Origin of the sequence: Microcystis ichthyoblabe FBCC-A1114 (assembly GCF_050500245.1) — a bacterium.
Lineage (GTDB): Bacteria > Cyanobacteriota > Cyanobacteriia > Cyanobacteriales > Microcystaceae > Microcystis > Microcystis ichthyoblabe_A.
Genome location: NZ_CP191408.1, coordinates 3257105 through 3274075 on the forward strand (window position 1 = coordinate 3257105; position 16971 = coordinate 3274075).

Here is a 16971-nt window from a genome sequence, read left to right on the forward strand (position 1 = left end):
AATTCAATGGTTAAATTTTTTCGGTGTTTTCAACAGGAAAAGACTCAAGAAGTGCTATTTTCGTGGCTATTATCGAGGCAATTCTGTTTATTTTCCTCCGGGGATTAGTTACCAATTATCTGTTTATTTGATTAATTCCACCCCATCTTTGCCGTCAATCTCCTGTAGATAAACTCTGACCTGTTCCTCGGCTGCGGTGGGGAGTTTTTTGCCAGTAAAATCCGGGTGAATTGGTAATTCCCGATGACCACGATCAACGAGGACTAATAAGCGGATTTTTTGCGGTCTGCCATACTCAATAATAGCATTAAAAGCGGAGCGGATTGTGCGACCTTTGTAGATAACATCATCAACTAAAATCACGGTTTTTCCCGTGACATCTAGGGGCATTTTGGTTTTAGCAGGAGTGCGGGTTTTAATGCGATCGAGATCGTCGCGATAGAAGGTAATATCGATCGCTCCCACGGGAACTTTTACCCCTTCTAAGCTCTCAATTTGACTAGCAATTAAATTAGCTAAAGGCACTCCTCGCGTGTAGATACCGATCAAAATCAAATTATTCAAATCGCCACTTTTTTCGATAACTTCGGAAGCTAAACGGGTAATAGTGCGACGAATTTCGTCAGCCGAGAGAATTTCAATTAACTGTGGGGTCATAATTTTCAAAGACAAGGGGGAATAGGGGATAGGGAAATTTTTACAGTAATGGTCTTTTTTTACTTTTTCTTTTAAAACCATCTCCATCACTAACGAATATAATTATTTTCACTTACCTATTTTAACTCGATCGCTCATGAGTGATGAATTATTGCAAAAATCTGCCCTAGAATTAGCCCAACTGATTCGCACTAAACAAATCTCCCCCCTAGAATTAACCCATTTATACCTCGACAGAATTGAGAAATTTGACTGTCAAATTGGTAGTTTTGTCCATGTCGCCAGGGAAAGCGCCCTAGCCACCGCGGGCGCCCAAACGGAACAATTAAGTCAAATCGCCGCTACTGCCGAATTACCGCCTTTTTTTGGAGTTCCCACCGCCATTAAAGACTTAAATGCCGTCGCTGGAATGCCAGTTAGTTACGGAGTCGCCGCTTTACAGGGAAATATCGCCCAATACGACGAAGGAATCGTCACCAGAATGAAAATGGCGGGTTTTATCCTTCTGGGCAAAACTGCCACTTCCCAGTTAGGGTCCTTTCCCTACACCGAAAATCCGGGTTTTTTGCCGACTCGTAACCCCTTCAACTGCGATTATACCGCAGGAGGTTCCAGTGGTGGCGCGGCGGCGGCGGTAGCGGCGGGTTTCTGCCCGATTGCCCAGGGTTCCGACGGTGGCGGTTCGGTGCGTACTCCGGCGGGTTGTTGCGGTTTGGTGGGGATAAAACCCAGTCGCGGGCGCGTTTCCTATGCCCCGGTGGGGGAATTTCAAAGCGGTATCGCCACTAACGGCACTCTTTCTAAGACGGTGGCAGATGGGGCGGCGCTGCTTACCGTGATTTCGGGCTATACGACGGGCGATCCCTACTGGCTACCCGATCCGCCCTTTTCTTTCCTAGAAGCCACTCAGAGAGGCGTAAAACCCCTAAGAATCGCTTTTTCTACTTCCATATCCCCCTTCGGCGAAGCGGCTGCCGTCTATAAAAATGCTGTGATCGAGACGGCTAAAATTTTAGAGGGTATGGGGCATCACTTAACGGAGTATTCTCCCGATTTACAGGCTTTAATCGCTCCTTTTCGCCGTATTTGGCAAGCGGGGACGGCAGCGGCGGCAATTCCCAGGGAGTTATTAAGTCCCCTTAACCAATGGTTATTGGACAATTCTGGCAGTGCGGGGGAATACCTGCAAGCGGTGCGGCAGATGCACGTTATTTCGCGGCAAATTGTGGCGATGTTTGATAATTTTGATGTCTTACTTTTGCCAATTTTTCTACATCAACCCCCCGGAATTGCTGAGTGGGAAAATTTACCACCGGAAGAAGCGGTTGATAAGATGATTCGTTGGATTGCACCTTCTCCGATTGCTAATGCGAGTGGTTTACCCGCGATTGCTTTACCCACAGGAGTGGATAGTCAGGGTTTACCCGTGGCAATTCAGTTAGTAGGTAAACCTGCTGATGAAATCACTTTGTTAGGTTTATCGGCACAATTAGAGGCAGCTAATCCTTTCGGTTTGATGGCTAATTTTAACTAGCAAGACTTTCGGTAAATTGGGGAATGGAAGCGATAAGTTTACGCGTGTAATCGCTTTGGGGAGAGTTGATAATTTCGTTAGCTGTACCGATTTCCTCAATTTTACCTTTATTCATCACCATAATCCGATCGCTCATAAATCTGACGACACTTAAATCGTGGGAAATAAAGATATAAGTGAGATTAAATTCCTGCTGTAATTCTTTGAGTAAATTTAAGACTTCCGCTTGTACGGAAACATCTAAAGCAGAGACAGATTCATCACAGATAATAAACTGAGGATTTAAGGCTAAAGCGCGAGCAATACACACCCTTTGTCGTTGTCCTCCCGATAATTGATGGGGATAGCGATCGAACCAAGTAGGATCGAGTTTAACTCGTTCTAATAAATATTCTACTCGTTGCCGTCGCTTTTGGGAATTGCCGCCAGTATGATGAATAACCATCGGTTCTAAAATTGCTTTACCGATGGATAAACGGGGATTCAGGGAGTTGTAGGGATTCTGAAAAACTATCTGTAATTCCCGTCGCAGTAGTCTTAATTTTGGATCGCTGGGATTTAATTTAGCGAGATTTTCTCCTCGGAAATAAATATTTCCGGAAGTGGCAGGAATTAAGCGCAGAATTGTCCTTGCTAGGGTGGATTTTCCGCAGCCCGACTCACCGACTAAACCGAGGGTTTCCCCCCGTTTAACGGCAAAACTGACCTGATCTACGGCATTAAAAAAGGTCTTTACTTGCCCGAAAACTCCCTTAACTGGAAATCTAACCGATAAATTTTCTACTGATAAAATATTCTCATGATTCTGTAAACCTGCGATTCTGCTTTCTTCCTCCTGGAGAGTAATAAATTTAACTGCTGGTGGAGTAATTTCCTGTAATTCAATAATCTTACCTTGAGAGTCTTTTTCCACTTGTAAAAAATCGCTGACGGTGGGCAATTTTTCTGGACGAGAGTTTAAGCGAGGACGACAGGCAAGTAAACCTTTTGTGTAGGGATGTTGGGGATAATTTAATACTTCTTCTTTAGTTCCCTGTTCGACAATTTCTCCTTGATACATCACGACAATTTGATCGGCAATTTCGTTAATAACTCCTAAATCGTGGGAGATAAAAACCATTGACATTTCTCGATCGCTTTTACACAAATCGCGTAATAATCTTAATATTTCTGCTTGGACAGTCACATCTAAAGCGGTGGTTGGTTCGTCAGCAATTAATAGAGTAGGATTACAAGAAATCGCCATGGCAATCATTACCCTTTGTAATTGTCCCCCCGATAATTCGTGAGGATAACGCTTGAGAATTGCTTCTTTTTGTTCTTGAATATAAGTTCTAATTTTTTCTCTAACATGACCCTTATTTTCTAAGGGAAAAGTTTCTATATATTTCTCCTCTAACTGTTGATCACTGGGTAATAAGCGCACTTCTTGCAGTAGAGAGATGGCTTGATTTTTTGCCTGTTCGGGGGTGACTTTTTGATGCAGTAAAATTGCTTCGGTGAGTTGAAACTCGATGTTATAGACTGGATTAAGAGAACTCATTGGTTCTTGGAAAATCATTGCCATTTCTCCCCCGCGATAATAACGAAATTCTTCCGGGGGAATAGATAATAAATCTACTACTTGCATTGACTGACCTTTTGCTGGACGAAAGCAAATTTCTCCCCCGGTAATTTTTCCCGGAGAGGGAACCAATCCCATGAGTGCGAGGGAGGTGACAGATTTTCCTGAACCCGATTCCCCCACACAACCGAGAACTTGACCTTTCTGCAAGCTAAAACTAATGTTATTAACGGCGACTGTTGTTCTTTTCTGATTGGAAAATTCAACGGTGAGATGGTGAACGTCGAGAATTTTGTTATCCATAGGTCTTTATTCAGAAAAACAGATTCGATTTACTTATTAAATATAGCTTTTTCTGTTCCCAGTAGCTGGGTGCAATTAATTGGTAGATAGCTGGGGGAATCTCCCTTGCAAGGGAGAATTTTGCCAGCATTAGTGAATATTTTCGTCTCTCAGCGATCGCCATTTACCGGAGACTGGCGACTTTTTTAAAGAAAAAATTTTCTTTCCTGTCTCCCCTTTTAGATTAGACTGGTAATTGAGAATAATTAGCATTTATTTAAGCGATCGCAAGTCTTAGACAGTTTCAAAACCGTTGACTGAGGCTGACAGTAGTGCAGTTCTCACCCTTTGGCTACTTCAGTAAACTCGATGAGCTATCAAGGAATTATTGTCACTCTTGAATGAAAGACCTTCATTACCTTTGGAGATAAAAAAAGCATGGACGATAAAATTAGACCTAATCAACCAGAAAAACTAGAAAAATCGCCAAATAAAGCCCAATTTTTCCGTTGGGGTGGTAAAAAGACAGAATTATATAATGTCACTCCCACGGGTAATGACTTGGCTGCCACCTATCCCCTCGCACAAGTGGAAATGGGAAAAACCGTCTGGTTAGTGGGATTTCAGGGGACAGGAGGGATCAATCGACTCCTAGGTATGGGATTAAACCCCGGCATTCAATTACAGGTAATTAGTTCCCAAGGGAGGGGATCAGTTTTAATTGCCATTCAAGACAATCGTATCGGTATCGGGGCAGAAATGGCCGAAAAAATCCTCGTTAGTGACAGTCAACCGAAAAAACTGGAACCCAAAAAAGACCTACCTGAAGTAAGAACATTTCTGCGGGAGATACCCATAGGAAAAGCGGGTAAAGTCGTCGGTTATGACCGAGCATTGCGCGGATACAAAGGAAAATTGTTATCAATGGGATTAACTCCGGGGACAGAGTTTACCGTTATTCGCGTCGCACCTTTGGGGGATCCCGTCGAGATTCGAGTGCGGGGATTTCATCTCAGTCTGCGTAAACAGGAGGCAGACACTTTAATCGTCGAAGAAATAGACCCAGAAAGCTAAATTTAATCATCTAAGCCTATTCGTAACTAAATATCCTAAATTATGGTCAAACCGATTATCGCCTTAATTGGCAATCCTAACTGTGGCAAAACTACCCTTTTTAATGCTCTCACAGGGGCCAATCAACGGACCGGCAACTGGCCGGGAGTAACAGTCGATCGCAAAGAGGGACGATTTCAAGTTAACGGGGAAGATATCACCCTTGTGGATTTACCCGGAGTCTATTCCCTCGATGTGGAAGAAGGGGAGACAGGAATGGATGAATTAGTCGCTAGGGACTATCTGCTGTCAGGAGAAGCGGATTTAGTGATTAATATCGTCGATGCTTCTAATTTAGAGCGCAATCTCTACCTTACTACCCAAATCATGGAGATGCGTTTACCGATGTTGATTGCCCTGAATATGATGGATGTGGCCAAAACTAGGGGTATTGTGGTTAATCCGCAACTCTTAAGCGCTCGCATGGATGCAATTGTCGTGGCGATTAGTGCGGTTAAAGGGGAGGGAATCGGAGAATTAAAGCAAAAAATTGGGGAATTAGTCGATGATATTAGCCATACTGCCGCTTATGTGGCTTATCCTGCGGTAATTGAGGAAGCTCTGAGCGAGATTGTTGCCTACATTAACGACCATAGCAGTAAAAGGATCGTTGAGCCAAGATGGACCGCTTTAAATCTACTGCAATACGAGGATCGCATCGCCCCAGAATTGCGCTCCCAGGAACTATTAAGCATTATCGTCAAGCATAGACGACAAATACACCAAGTTTTAGGGGAAGACCTTGATATTTTAATTGCTGATACTCGTTATGGCTTTATTCAACAAGTTACTCAGGGAGCCACTCAACGGACTGGACAAATAAATGATACCATGTCCGATCGCCTTGATCGGATTGTTCTCGATCGCTGGTTAGGAATTCCGATATTTTTGGGCGTAATGTACCTAATGTTCTTGTTTACCATCAATGTTAGTGCTGCCTTTATCGATTTCTTCGATTTAACTGCCCAGACTATCTTTGTCGATGGTTTTGGCCAAGTTTTACAAAAAATCCATACCCCAGGTTGGCTAATTGCTCTGCTCGCTGATGGAGCGGGGGGAGGTGTGCAAACCGTCGCCACTTTTATCCCCGTAATTGGCTTTATGTTCCTCTTTTTGTCAATTTTAGAGGATTCCGGCTATATGGCCCGGGCAGCCTTCGTCATGGACCGATTGATGCGTTTGGTGGGATTGCCGGGTAAATCCTTTGTTCCCATGCTAGTGGGATTTGGTTGCAATGTACCGGCAATTATGGCCACCAGGACCCTAGAAAATTCTCGCGATCGTTTAATGACGATTATGATGAACCCTTTTATGTCCTGTGGGGCCAGATTACCTGTTTATGCCCTATTTGCGGCGGCTTTTTTCCCCATAGGAGGTCAAAATATCGTTTTTGGTCTTTATATCTTAGGAATTCTCGCCGCTATTTTGACGGGATTGGTGATGAAAAAAACCCTACTCAAGGGAGAAGTCAGTCACTTTATTATGGAATTGCCTCCCTATCATCTACCGCGTCTGAAAGGGGTTTTAATTCGCACTTGGGAACGTCTGCAAGCGTTTTTATGGAAAGCTGGACGAGTTATCGTTTTAATGGTGATGATTTTGGGACTACTCAACTCCCTTAGTTTTGATGGTTCTTTTGGTAATCAAGACAGCGAGCGATCGGTTTTAAGTGCTACCAGTAAAGCTGTAACTCCTATTTTCTCACCCATGGGACTAGAACCGGAAAATTGGCCGGCAACAGTGGGAATTTTTACGGGAGTTTTTGCCAAAGAAGCGATGGTAGGGACATTAAACTCGATTTACAGCCAACTAGCAGGGGAAGATAACCCGAATAAGGGGGCAGCACAGGTAAAATTCGACTTTTGGGGGCAAATTAAGGAAGCTATCGCCACTATTCCCGCCAATTTAGCGGAATTACCCAATCAATTACTTGATCCCTTGGGTTTAAATATTGGTAATTTGCAAGATCAAAAAACGGCTGCCGAGAAGCAAGAAGTAGATTTAGGAATCTTTGGGGCAATGGCGAAAAGATTTGATGGTCAAGCGGGTGCTTTTGCCTATCTATTGTTTGTTCTGCTCTATTTTCCCTGTGTTTCGGCCACATCGGCAGTATATCGCGAAACTAATGCCGGTTGGACTGCTTTTATTGCCCTCTGGACCACAGGAATGGCCTATATTGTTGCCACTTCCTTCTATCAAATCGCTACTTTTTCTCGACATCCGGGATTTTCTCTCTTTTGGATAGTCTTGATGGGTTTAACCGTAGTCGGGGTTTTATTCACCTTAAAAAATCTCCGTCCCCGAAAAATCAATCGTCCCCTCTCCACTTCCTAACTCCTAAATTTACCTTTCTAGGTTGATAAAGATGATTTTAATTGATATACAGGCTTATCTTGCCAAAAATCAGAAAGCATCTCTGTCTGACTTATCCACACACTTTCGGATGTCAGCGGATGCCTTAAGTCCTATGCTCGATCGCTTGCTAAAAAAAGGGCGAATTCGTCTGATTTCCCTAGAAAAATGCGGAGGATGCAGCCGTTGTTCCCCAGAATCTATGGCTTTTTACGAATGGATTGAGGGCAATTCCACAGGGACAAACAGATAAAAGTTCACCACTACAGAAGTGATCTCACCATTAAGATAACTGCTGTATTACCAGTCGCTTTCAACGGGGATAGTTAATTTCTGGCGAGGAACCAAAGTCACTCAACCGCAGAACCTCAAGGTTGTATAATCTTTAAGAGTTATTAAGCTTTGTATCAGTTTGCCCAGCAGCATTTAATGAATATACTTTTGCTGACATCATCTTTAGGTTTACTCCTAGCGATCGCTATCGTCGTCTATTTTGTTTCCTCTCGCAAGTACCAATCGTCGGACTCGGTGGCCAATTCCTACGACCAATGGACCCAGGACGGGATTTTAGAATATTATTGGGGCGAACACATCCATTTAGGTCACTACGGTTCCCCACCAGAAAAAAAAGACTTTCTAGCGGCAAAAGCCGACTTTGTGGCGGAAATGGTCTCTTGGGGAGGTTTGGATAAACTACCCACCGGTGCAACTCTCCTCGATGTCGGTTGTGGTATTGGTGGCAGCAGTCGCATTCTGGCCCGCGACTACGGATTTGCCGTTACCGGTGTCACCATTAGTCCCAAACAAGTGGCACGGGCCAAAGAACTAACACCCCCAGATGTAAATGCTCGCTTTTTGGTCGATGATGCCATGGCCCTTTCTTTTCCCGACGAGAGTTTTGATGTGGTCTGGTCAATCGAAGCCGGTCCCCATATGCCGGACAAAGCCGTTTTTGCTCAGGAATTACTGCGAGTTCTTAAGCCGGGGGGAGTCCTGGTGGTAGCGGACTGGAATCAGCGAGATGACCGTCAAAAACCGCTCAATTTCTGGGAAAGTCCTGTAATGCGCCAACTTTTGGATCAGTGGTCCCACCCCGCTTTTGCCAGTATCGAAGGTTTTGCCGAACAGTTAGCGGCCACGGGATTGGTAGATGGGGAAGTGATGACTGCTGACTGGACAAAAGCCACTCTACCCTCTTGGATTGATACCATTTGGCAGGGGGTGATTCGTCCCCAAGGTTGGTGGCAATTTGGTCTAACTGGGTTGCTTAAATCCGTCCGAGAAGTGCCGACAATTCTGCTGATGCGTTTGGCCTTTGGTACGGGTTTATGTCGTTTTGGGATGTTCCGCGCTGTTCGCGCTCAATCCCATCTGCAAGTAAGTCAGCAAGAGTCTCTTACCTCAGTTATCTAGCTGGTTATAATTAAATTGAAGATAAATCCCCCCTTGATCCCCCTTGATAAGGGGGGTGTCTGATAATTTTTAACACCTACCTACTTAAATTAATCTTTAATATTTAATTAATCTCTGAAAGATTAATAAGGTACGGTTCTAAACTCCACGCAATTATTACTAGGATTATAGAGAGTGTAAACTGCTTTATTTAATTCTTTACCAACGCTACCAACCCCAATTAAACGCTTATCTTGAATCGTCAAAGTTTGACTTGGTTGCCGTTTATCTAAAGTAGTAACAGTGCTAGTTAAATTAGCGGACTGTAAAGAATAATCAAAAACTTTTCCCGCACGACCACAAAATAGATTATTAACTCCCACCCGTTGCAGTCGATCTAAAATTTGCCATGGGGGAGTATCGGGGGTTAATTCTTCACTAACACTGACACTACTGCCATGAATTAATAAACAATCCAACTCGACAAAACCAAAATCGAGATTTCGTAACCATTGCACCGTTTCTAAAGAAACTGCATCCCAGAGTTGTTTAGTGCTGTCAATTCCATGTTTATCGATTAATTCCGTCGGTTCTCCTGTGGCTCCTAAACTGTGTAAAATTAAACATTGTTCTTCCCACCATCCCCGACAAACCTGTGGATATAAGTTATTTTTAGTGGGATAACGTATTTGTTCTACTAGCATTTCACTATCGGGATTAACACCGATAAAATCTCCTAAAATATATAAATTTTCTACAGTAACTGACCGTTGCTGAATATCTTCCAAGACCGCTTGATAGGCTGGTAAATTGCCTTGAATACCGCTTAAAATTGCCCACATAATTTCTTGATTTATCACAAATTAACGTTCGCAAACATGAGTCGGATCATCGGCTTTTTCCGCATATTCTAGACCCTTAGCCAATCGCCAAGCGAAAATAGGAGGTAAACCCGATGCTAAAATAGCCTGACAGGTTTCCTGATAGTTATAGGCCACTTCTCGCAGTTGTACCGCTGCCGTTTCTCGATCGTAAATCACATAGGTGGCATTTGGACGACCGTGACGTGGTTCTCCCACCGATCCCACGTTGATGATACGTTTAACCGGTGTGGTAAATTGCCGCGACTGTTCCCCATCGGGTTGATACACTTTTATTTGCAAGCTTCCCGCGTCGAGAGTGCGAATGTAGGGGATGTGGGTATGTCCACAGAATAAAACCTCTGTATCTACCGATAAAACCCGTTCTAAAGCCGTAAAAGCGTCCATTTCGGCTAAAAGGTACTCATGGTTACTTTGGGGACTACCATGGACAAAACAGAGGTGATCTAGCTTAAAAATTTCGGGCAGTTTTGACAAATAATTACGGTTTTCTGGGGTGATTATTTGATTTGTCCACTCATGAGCTAATCTACCGCGTTTTTCTGCTAAAAGCGACGGATAACTGCACTCACAGGCATTTAATCCCTCAACGATATCCTCATCCCAACACCCTTGTACCGTGGTAATCCCCAGTTGACGGATTTTTTCCACCACTTGGTTAGGATGGGGTCCATACCCAACCAAATCCCCTAAACAGTAGATTTCTTGACAACCCTGTTGGTCTAAATCTTGCAAAACAGCATTTAAAGCGGGCATATTGCCATGAATACAGGATAAAACGGCTATTTTCATCAGATTAACTCCATTTCTGGCTCTAAAGATTCTTGAAATTGTTGTTGATAATAAAAAAGTGCCTCATCGGACAGACAACAATCACTCAGGGTATCGGCAATTGTCGGTTTATCGAGATTGCGACCGACGATTTCAATCCCACTGAAGCGATTCGGTCTCCCATCGACATTTAAGGGGAAATTTAAGCTTTGAAAGTCTTTTTCTGGCCATTCATCCATAAATTCCCCATAAATACACTGACCGTCGATGATATCGAAGATACTTTTAACCCGCAGCACTTCCCCATAGGCCCCTTGGGTTAATTCTGTCCAAAAGGTGGTTAAACTGGAAAAATCGAGGATTTCTCCCGTTAAAACGGCTCTATAAATCTGTATTTCTCGTTTTTTTAACCATTGATCACCTTTTATGGTTGTTTTGACGGGACTGATGACCATTTCATCGACGGGAACTTGTCCTTCGGGGATTTCTTCGTCTGGAGACGTAATCGCTACCCGATGACAATTGAGGGGTTTTAGAAAGCTTTCGAGGGATTGCGTGTCTAAATGCCACGGCACTTCCATATAGACCGTGTTTTCGACGGATAAACTGCTCAAAAGGTCTTCTTCTTCCCTGGAAATACAGGACAACTGGGGAAAGTCACTCTGTAAAGTGAGATGATCAATGGGAAAAGTTTCCGTCTGGGGACTAAAATATAGACTTGGCTGCTTGCTTTGGGCGATTTGTTGGCGAATCCAATGGGTTTTTCCCGCAGCTATACCCCCCGTCACCACGATAATCATTTTGCTCCTTCTTTATTGTGGTAATGATAATCATTCTAGCATAAGTCAGATTGGGGCAAGTAATCTTCCTTAAACCAATCCTCTAGACTTAGTAAGGTTATTTTGGGAAAAATTGGCGGTTTCTTGGGATATTAATCATGGTTATGGCTCTTTTCTCTAGGATACCATTGGCTTTGTCCATCGGGTAAATCAACTAAGGTAATTCCCATCATTTTTAATTGTTCCCTTAATCGATCGCCGCTTCCGTAAAGTGCAAGGGTTTGCGATAATGAACTTGGAGAACAAAGAGATGTAAAACCATGGGATCGAGGGTTCGTTAAATTTTAAAGTTTTTATCCATAAATTATTAGAGTTCTTGCATAATTAATTTTTGAGAGTTCAAAAACGACAAAAATAAGGATTAAATGGCATAAAATCTGTAAATAGACCATTTAATTGATTATTATTCATTCTTAATTCTCCTGACTACTGACTACTGGCTACTGACTCCTAACCCTAACAACGATTTTTGATTTCTGCAAGAGGTCTATTCATAGTTTGTGCTTTTTAATTTTTTGAGAACTAGCCAAGCATTCGTTTAGTTGTGTCAAGATTTCCTCTTTATTTAAATTTCTGCCGATAAAAACTAACTGATTTTTAGGAGATGTATCCCATTCTACCGCTTGCAGATCGTAACGGGGACCGCTCAATTGAAAAATATGTTTTAAATCGCTTTGTTGAAACCAAAGAATACCTTTAGCTCGAAAAACATTTATCGGCATTTTTTGCGTGAGAAAAGGCTCAAATTTATCTAGATTAAATGGTTTATCGCTAACAAAGGAGACAAAATTAAAGTCTTCAGGAGATTGGTTATCATTGGAGCTTGGGCGATTTTTTTGAAAGTCTCTCAACTGGACTTTATACAATTCTTCTTTAGTTAAACCTATATCTAACAATAAACCCAAAGGAACCTGACCATAACTACTTTTTAGGAGTCTTATACCCTCTTTTTCCCGACGAATAAACTTTTCTAAATCATCTAATTTCTTGGGACTGACTCGATCTATTTTATTGAGAATTACCACGTCACCATAACGAATTTGACTAAGGGCAATATTACTATCAAAATGATCGGCAGTAAAGGTTTCAGAATCCACGAGGGTAATAATAGAATCTAAGCGAGTCAGATATTTTAATTCCGTGGCCAAGAAAGTGAGGATAATTGGCAAAGGATCGGCTAATCCTGTGGTTTCAATGATTAGATAGTCTACGGGTATTTCTTTTTCTAAGACCTGATAGACTGTCTCAATTAAACTATCATTAATTGTACAACAAATACAGCCATTACTCAATTCTACCATATCTTCATCGATGGAAACAAGCAATTGAGAATCAATATTAATATCACCAAACTCATTGACTAAAACTGCAACTTTTAACCCTTCTTTATTGTCAAGAATATGATTTAGTAAAGTGGTTTTTCCACTCCCTAAAAAACCAGTAATAATCGTCACAGGCATTCCTGATTTAGGTAAACAAGGGAGGGAATCGGAGAGGGGAATTATCAAAGAACTCATGGCAGCTAACCCACTTGTAAGTTAATTAATTGGCAGAAAATAGGCTTTTCTCAACCCTGTTAAATTCGTCTAGAGGGGATCGATCTCCACTAATTGCCGGTTTATACAAAAGTTTCAGAGATTAGTTTTAGATAGGATCGCCGTTTGCATTTTTTCTAATAAATCTGCCAGCGTCATCGAACCTAAATCACCCCCTTGTCGAGTGCGAACACTTAGAGTTTTACTGCTAACTTCTCGTTTTCCAATCACAGCTAAGACAGGTATTTTTTCTAGTTCTCCTGTACGAATTTGTTTGCCTAAACGCTCACCACTTTTATCGATTTCCACTCGATAACCAGCTTGTTTTAACTGCACTGCTACCTCTAAAGCATAATGCTGCTGTTCATCACTAACGGGTAATAAACGGACTTGAATAGGTGCTAACCAGAGAGGAAAATCTCCCGCATAATTCTCGATTAAAATACCAAAAAATCTTTCCAAAGAGCCAAAAATAGCTCGATGAATCATAATCGGTCTTTCGCGACTACCATCCCTAGCTACATATTGCATATCAAAGCGTTCTGGCAAGTTAAAATCGACCTGAATCGTAGAACATTGCCACATTCTACCGATCGCATCTTGAATTTTTATATCAATTTTCGGACCATAAAAAGCCCCACCTCCCTGATCCTCAATATAATCCCACTTTTTAGCATTTAAGGCCTCAATTAAAGCTGCGGTTGCCAATTCCCAAACACTATCGCTACCCACGGATTTACTGGGACGAGTCGATAAATTTACCTCATAATTAGTAAAGCCAAAATCGGAGAGAATTTTCTCGGTTAAGTTCAAAACTCCTAGAATCTCTGCGGCAATTTGTTCGGGCAAACAAAAAATATGAGCATCATCTTGAGTAAAACCTCTTACCCGCATTAATCCGTGTAAAACCCCCGATCGCTCGTAACGATAAACTGTGCCTAATTCTGCCCATCTGAGGGGAAATTCTCGATAGGAATGCAGGTCATTTTGATAGGTTAAAACATGAAAAGGACAATTCATCGGCTTAATTTGATAGCTTTGCTGTTCTAACTCGATCGCCTCAAACATATTGTCGCGATAAAAGTCCCAATGTCCAGAAGTTTTCCACAGATCTAAATTAGCTAGATGGGGAGTATAAAGAAATTGATAACCCGCTTCTAAATGAGCTTGGCGCCAATAATCTTCGATTAAATAACGCATTGTTGCACCCCGGGGATGCCAAAAAACTAAACCGCCACCGGCATCTTCTTGGATGCTAAATAATTTTAATTGTTGTCCCAATTTGCGATGATCTCGTCGCTGCGCTTCTTCTTTTTGTTGGAGATAATTTTGTAATTCTGCGGGGGTTTGCCAAGCTGTGCCGTAAATTCGCTGTAATTGCGGCTGTTTTTCATCTCCTTGCCAATAAGCACCCGCTACACTCTCCAAGGCGAAAGCATCTGGGTTAATTTCCCCCGTCGAGTTGAGATGGGGTCCCGCGCACAGATCCCACCAAAATTCTTCCGGGGGAGAAACAGCGCCATCAATTAACGAGGGTTCTCGATCGCTCCGTCCTGCGTCCGGACTACCGATAAAATAACGGGTAATGGTTTCATCTGGGGGAATTCTCTCTAAAATTAACTTTTTGTAGGGTTGATTAAGGCGCTCGATTTCTGCGGTAATTTCGCTTCTTTCCAGCACTTCTCGGATAATTGGCAGGTTTTTCCCGATAATTCGCCCCATTTCTGCCGCTATTTTCTCCAAATCTTCGGGGGTAAAGGGTGTTGGGCGATCAAAATCGTAGTAAAATCCCGTTTCTGTCCAGGGACCAATAGCGACTTTGGTTTCAGGAAAGAGAGTTTGTACAGCCATCGCTAAGATATGGGCGCAAGTATGGCGTATTTTTACGATTTTTTGCGAATCTTCTTCGATAACGGAGCTTTCTGCTCGGGGGTACTTAATCTGATTGACCATTGCCAGCTAAAATGATAATGATTATCATCTTAGCAGAGGAGGGCTGATGTCTGAGAGAAAAATGCGCTCAAATCCTCTAGCGGCAAGCTCAACGCTGATAGCTTACCGCTCAAACTGGAAGTCTCCCTACTTTAAAAAGCAGGTATTATCGACGATATTCTCAACTTAACAGCCAGAATCCAGGTTATGATGACGAGAAAAGAAACTGAGAAAACAGGTTTCTTCAAGAAACCCATTTTCTGATTTTCCTGAATTTCTCGCTCAAAATCCCGACAATCGATCGCCTCTTCCGAAAAGGCACGCATTGGATGCACCGCACATTTCAAGCGATAATCTCCGGTACAAAAAACACAGCGACTACAGGGAATTCGATGCAGCTTTTGCAACTGCCGGCGCCCTTGGGCAACAGCAAGAAAAAGAGCAGTAAAAAAGAACAGCAGCGTTATCCAGATTGCGATCGGACAAAAGAGCGGTATTAGCCTTAACATAAATCTCGATTTTTGTCAATTAAGGAATAATTACAGTTTGCTCAGAAAGAAATTCCTGTGGAACTAGAGATCGCCAAAAACTAAAAATCTCTTGACTGACGCTGTAGGGGTGGGAATAGTGGAAAAAATAACGCCCTTTGTGACAACTCCAAATGCGATCGCCTGACTTTAACCAGGGTTGCCATCCTTGCAATAAATGCTGATCAATTACCGTATCGATATCTCCCCCACAGACTAACAGGGGTACGGGAACTGTCCCCGGGGGGAAATGGGCATTCTGATAGAGATTATGGGGAGAAAGGGACAATAATAAATCCTCTTCCAAGAGATAGCGATATTCTTGGGTTAAAGCGCAGGATTGATGACCAAAAAGATTCTGAACCGATTGATTCAGCAAAGTTTGACGGGAACAAGGCAGTAATTTTGATAGCACATAATAATGAGCTTGCCAATCGATCGCCGGATAGACTCCCACAGAGAGCAAAGTTAAGGATTTTACCCTTTCTGGATAACGACGCGCATACAGTAATCCTACTAATCCCCCCGTGCCGTGGCCGACTAAATGCAGCGGTCGATCGCATTGTTTCAGGTAATCTTGTATTAATACTAAGGCAATATCAAGAGAAGCTGGCTGATCAAGAGATTGACAGTATTGCCAATCAGCGATCGCAATTTCCCTGGCTAAACAATCCAACACCGGGCGATCAAAACGGCGAAAACTGGGGTTAACATTAATCCAAACTGCATCAGGTAATCGAGACATAATAATCAAGGATATAGGGGATTTTTTAGCGATCAGTAAACAGTAATCAGTAATCGGTGAAAAGAAAGCTGCGAACTAGCCACTTAATACTATTCACTGGTAACTGATAACTGATAACTGATTGATAGCTAACTAAACGCCAAATTCGCCCTTAAGTCCCGCGACCCAGGTTTTGATCCGTTGTTCAGTTAAATCGGATTGGTTGTCTTCATCGAGGGCTAAACCGACAAATTTGCCATTTTTTAGGGCTTTCGACTCGTTAAAATCGTAACCTTCTGTCGGCCAGTAACCGACGGTTTTACCCCCCAGGGAGGCGATTTTTTCTTCCAGTATCCCCAGAGCATCTTGAAAGTTATCCGCATAACTGATTTGATCCCCCATCCCGAAATAAGCGACCTTTTTGGAGACGAAATCAATGTCATCCAATTCATCGTAAAAACCCGCCCAATCGCTTTGTAATTCGCCGATATTCCAGGTGGGACAACCGATAATCAGGGCATCGTAGGGGGCAAAATCCTCGGTAGAAGCGGAGGAGATATCGTGTAATTCTACAATTGCCTCACCTCCAAATTCTTTCTGAATCATTTCCGCTACCGTTTCGGTTTTGCCGGTTTGCGTGCCAAAAAATAAGCCAATTTTTGCCATAAAATTTGTCCTTGTTGCGAAATAAGTGAGTTTAACTCTTAATTCTCCTTGATAGGGAATAAAGCCCCTGATTACAGTTTTCGGCCTCTGAAACTGGCATTTCCTGCCGGCAAGAACTACAGTACCAATAAGAGCGAGAGCGTCCAATGTGATGCAGCAATTTGGTGTTACAACAGGTACAGTAAGGCATAAGGGACAGTTA

Annotated in this window: 15 protein-coding genes; 5 read left to right on the forward strand and 10 right to left on the reverse strand. The window is 42.6% G+C overall.

Annotated features, from left to right (window positions below; translation table 11 throughout):
- Window positions 1-123: 123 nt before the first annotated feature.
- The gene (pyrR, locus tag ACQY1Y_RS15775; RefSeq protein ID WP_002736112.1) at window positions 124-657 is read right to left on the reverse strand and encodes a bifunctional pyr operon transcriptional regulator/uracil phosphoribosyltransferase PyrR; all 534 of its coding nucleotides are present in this window, start codon (window positions 655-657) and stop codon (window positions 124-126) included.
- Between the two features lie 136 nt (window positions 658-793).
- Here pyrR and ACQY1Y_RS15780 point away from each other — a divergent pair, with 136 nt between their 5' ends.
- Entirely contained in the window at window positions 794-2191 is a 1398-nt protein-coding gene (locus tag ACQY1Y_RS15780) for an amidase (protein WP_430013109.1), read from the forward strand.
- Here ACQY1Y_RS15780 and ACQY1Y_RS15785 read toward each other — a convergent pair.
- Window positions 2184-4058: an ABC transporter ATP-binding protein gene (locus ACQY1Y_RS15785; RefSeq protein ID WP_430013110.1), complete on the reverse strand. Its 1875-nt coding sequence runs from the start codon at window positions 4056-4058 to the stop codon at window positions 2184-2186. The two genes, ACQY1Y_RS15780 and ACQY1Y_RS15785, sit on opposite strands and share 8 nt — an antisense overlap.
- Window positions 4059-4475: 417 nt before the next feature.
- Here ACQY1Y_RS15785 and ACQY1Y_RS15790 point away from each other — a divergent pair, with 417 nt between their 5' ends.
- The 4 genes from ACQY1Y_RS15790 (at window position 4476) to ACQY1Y_RS15805 (ending at window position 8915) form a co-directional block, all read left to right on the forward strand.
- Window positions 4476-5111 (forward strand): FeoA family protein, encoded by a 636-nt coding sequence (locus ACQY1Y_RS15790; RefSeq protein ID WP_430013111.1) that lies wholly within the window; start codon window positions 4476-4478, stop codon window positions 5109-5111.
- Window positions 5112-5153: 42 nt separating this feature from the next.
- Complete coding sequence (gene feoB / locus ACQY1Y_RS15795; protein ID WP_430013112.1) at window positions 5154-7484, forward strand: Fe(2+) transporter permease subunit FeoB; 2331 nt, start codon at window positions 5154-5156, stop codon at window positions 7482-7484.
- A gap of 31 nt (window positions 7485-7515) precedes the next feature.
- The gene (locus tag ACQY1Y_RS15800; RefSeq protein ID WP_002760210.1) at window positions 7516-7755 is read left to right on the forward strand and encodes a FeoC-like transcriptional regulator; all 240 of its coding nucleotides are present in this window, start codon (window positions 7516-7518) and stop codon (window positions 7753-7755) included.
- A gap of 176 nt (window positions 7756-7931) precedes the next feature.
- Entirely contained in the window at window positions 7932-8915 is a 984-nt protein-coding gene (locus tag ACQY1Y_RS15805; RefSeq protein ID WP_430014686.1) for a methyltransferase domain-containing protein, read from the forward strand.
- Between the two features lie 122 nt (window positions 8916-9037).
- Here the strand turns inward: ACQY1Y_RS15805 and ACQY1Y_RS15810 are convergent, their stop codons facing one another.
- The 8 genes from ACQY1Y_RS15810 to fldA form a co-directional block, all read right to left on the reverse strand.
- On the reverse strand, window positions 9038-9736 hold the full coding sequence (locus ACQY1Y_RS15810; protein WP_002760212.1) for a metallophosphoesterase family protein: 699 nt from the start codon (window positions 9734-9736) through the stop codon (window positions 9038-9040).
- A 21-nt stretch (window positions 9737-9757) separates the two neighbouring features.
- The gene (locus tag ACQY1Y_RS15815) at window positions 9758-10567 is read right to left on the reverse strand and encodes a metallophosphoesterase family protein (protein ID WP_409831294.1); all 810 of its coding nucleotides are present in this window, start codon (window positions 10565-10567) and stop codon (window positions 9758-9760) included.
- Entirely contained in the window at window positions 10567-11346 is a 780-nt protein-coding gene (locus ACQY1Y_RS15820) for a hypothetical protein (protein WP_430013113.1), read from the reverse strand. The genes ACQY1Y_RS15815 and ACQY1Y_RS15820 overlap by 1 nt, the downstream gene beginning before the upstream one ends.
- A gap of 530 nt (window positions 11347-11876) precedes the next feature.
- Window positions 11877-12902 carry a CobW family GTP-binding protein gene (locus ACQY1Y_RS15825; protein WP_430013114.1) on the reverse strand — a complete coding sequence of 342 codons (1026 nt, stop codon included), beginning with the start codon at window positions 12900-12902 and terminating at the stop codon, window positions 11877-11879.
- Window positions 12903-13016: 114 nt separating this feature from the next.
- On the reverse strand, window positions 13017-14873 hold the full coding sequence (gene thrS, locus ACQY1Y_RS15830) for a threonine--tRNA ligase (protein WP_430013115.1): 1857 nt from the start codon (window positions 14871-14873) through the stop codon (window positions 13017-13019).
- A 131-nt stretch (window positions 14874-15004) separates the two neighbouring features.
- Window positions 15005-15361 (reverse strand): hypothetical protein, encoded by a 357-nt coding sequence (locus tag ACQY1Y_RS15835; RefSeq protein ID WP_002736022.1) that lies wholly within the window; start codon window positions 15359-15361, stop codon window positions 15005-15007.
- A gap of 19 nt (window positions 15362-15380) precedes the next feature.
- Window positions 15381-16124, reverse strand: a complete 744-nt coding sequence (locus tag ACQY1Y_RS15840) for an alpha/beta hydrolase (protein ID WP_430013116.1) — start codon at window positions 16122-16124, stop codon at window positions 15381-15383.
- Between the two features lie 132 nt (window positions 16125-16256).
- The gene (gene fldA / locus ACQY1Y_RS15845; protein ID WP_016515946.1) at window positions 16257-16769 is read right to left on the reverse strand and encodes a flavodoxin FldA; all 513 of its coding nucleotides are present in this window, start codon (window positions 16767-16769) and stop codon (window positions 16257-16259) included.
- Window positions 16770-16971: the final 202 nt, after the last annotated feature.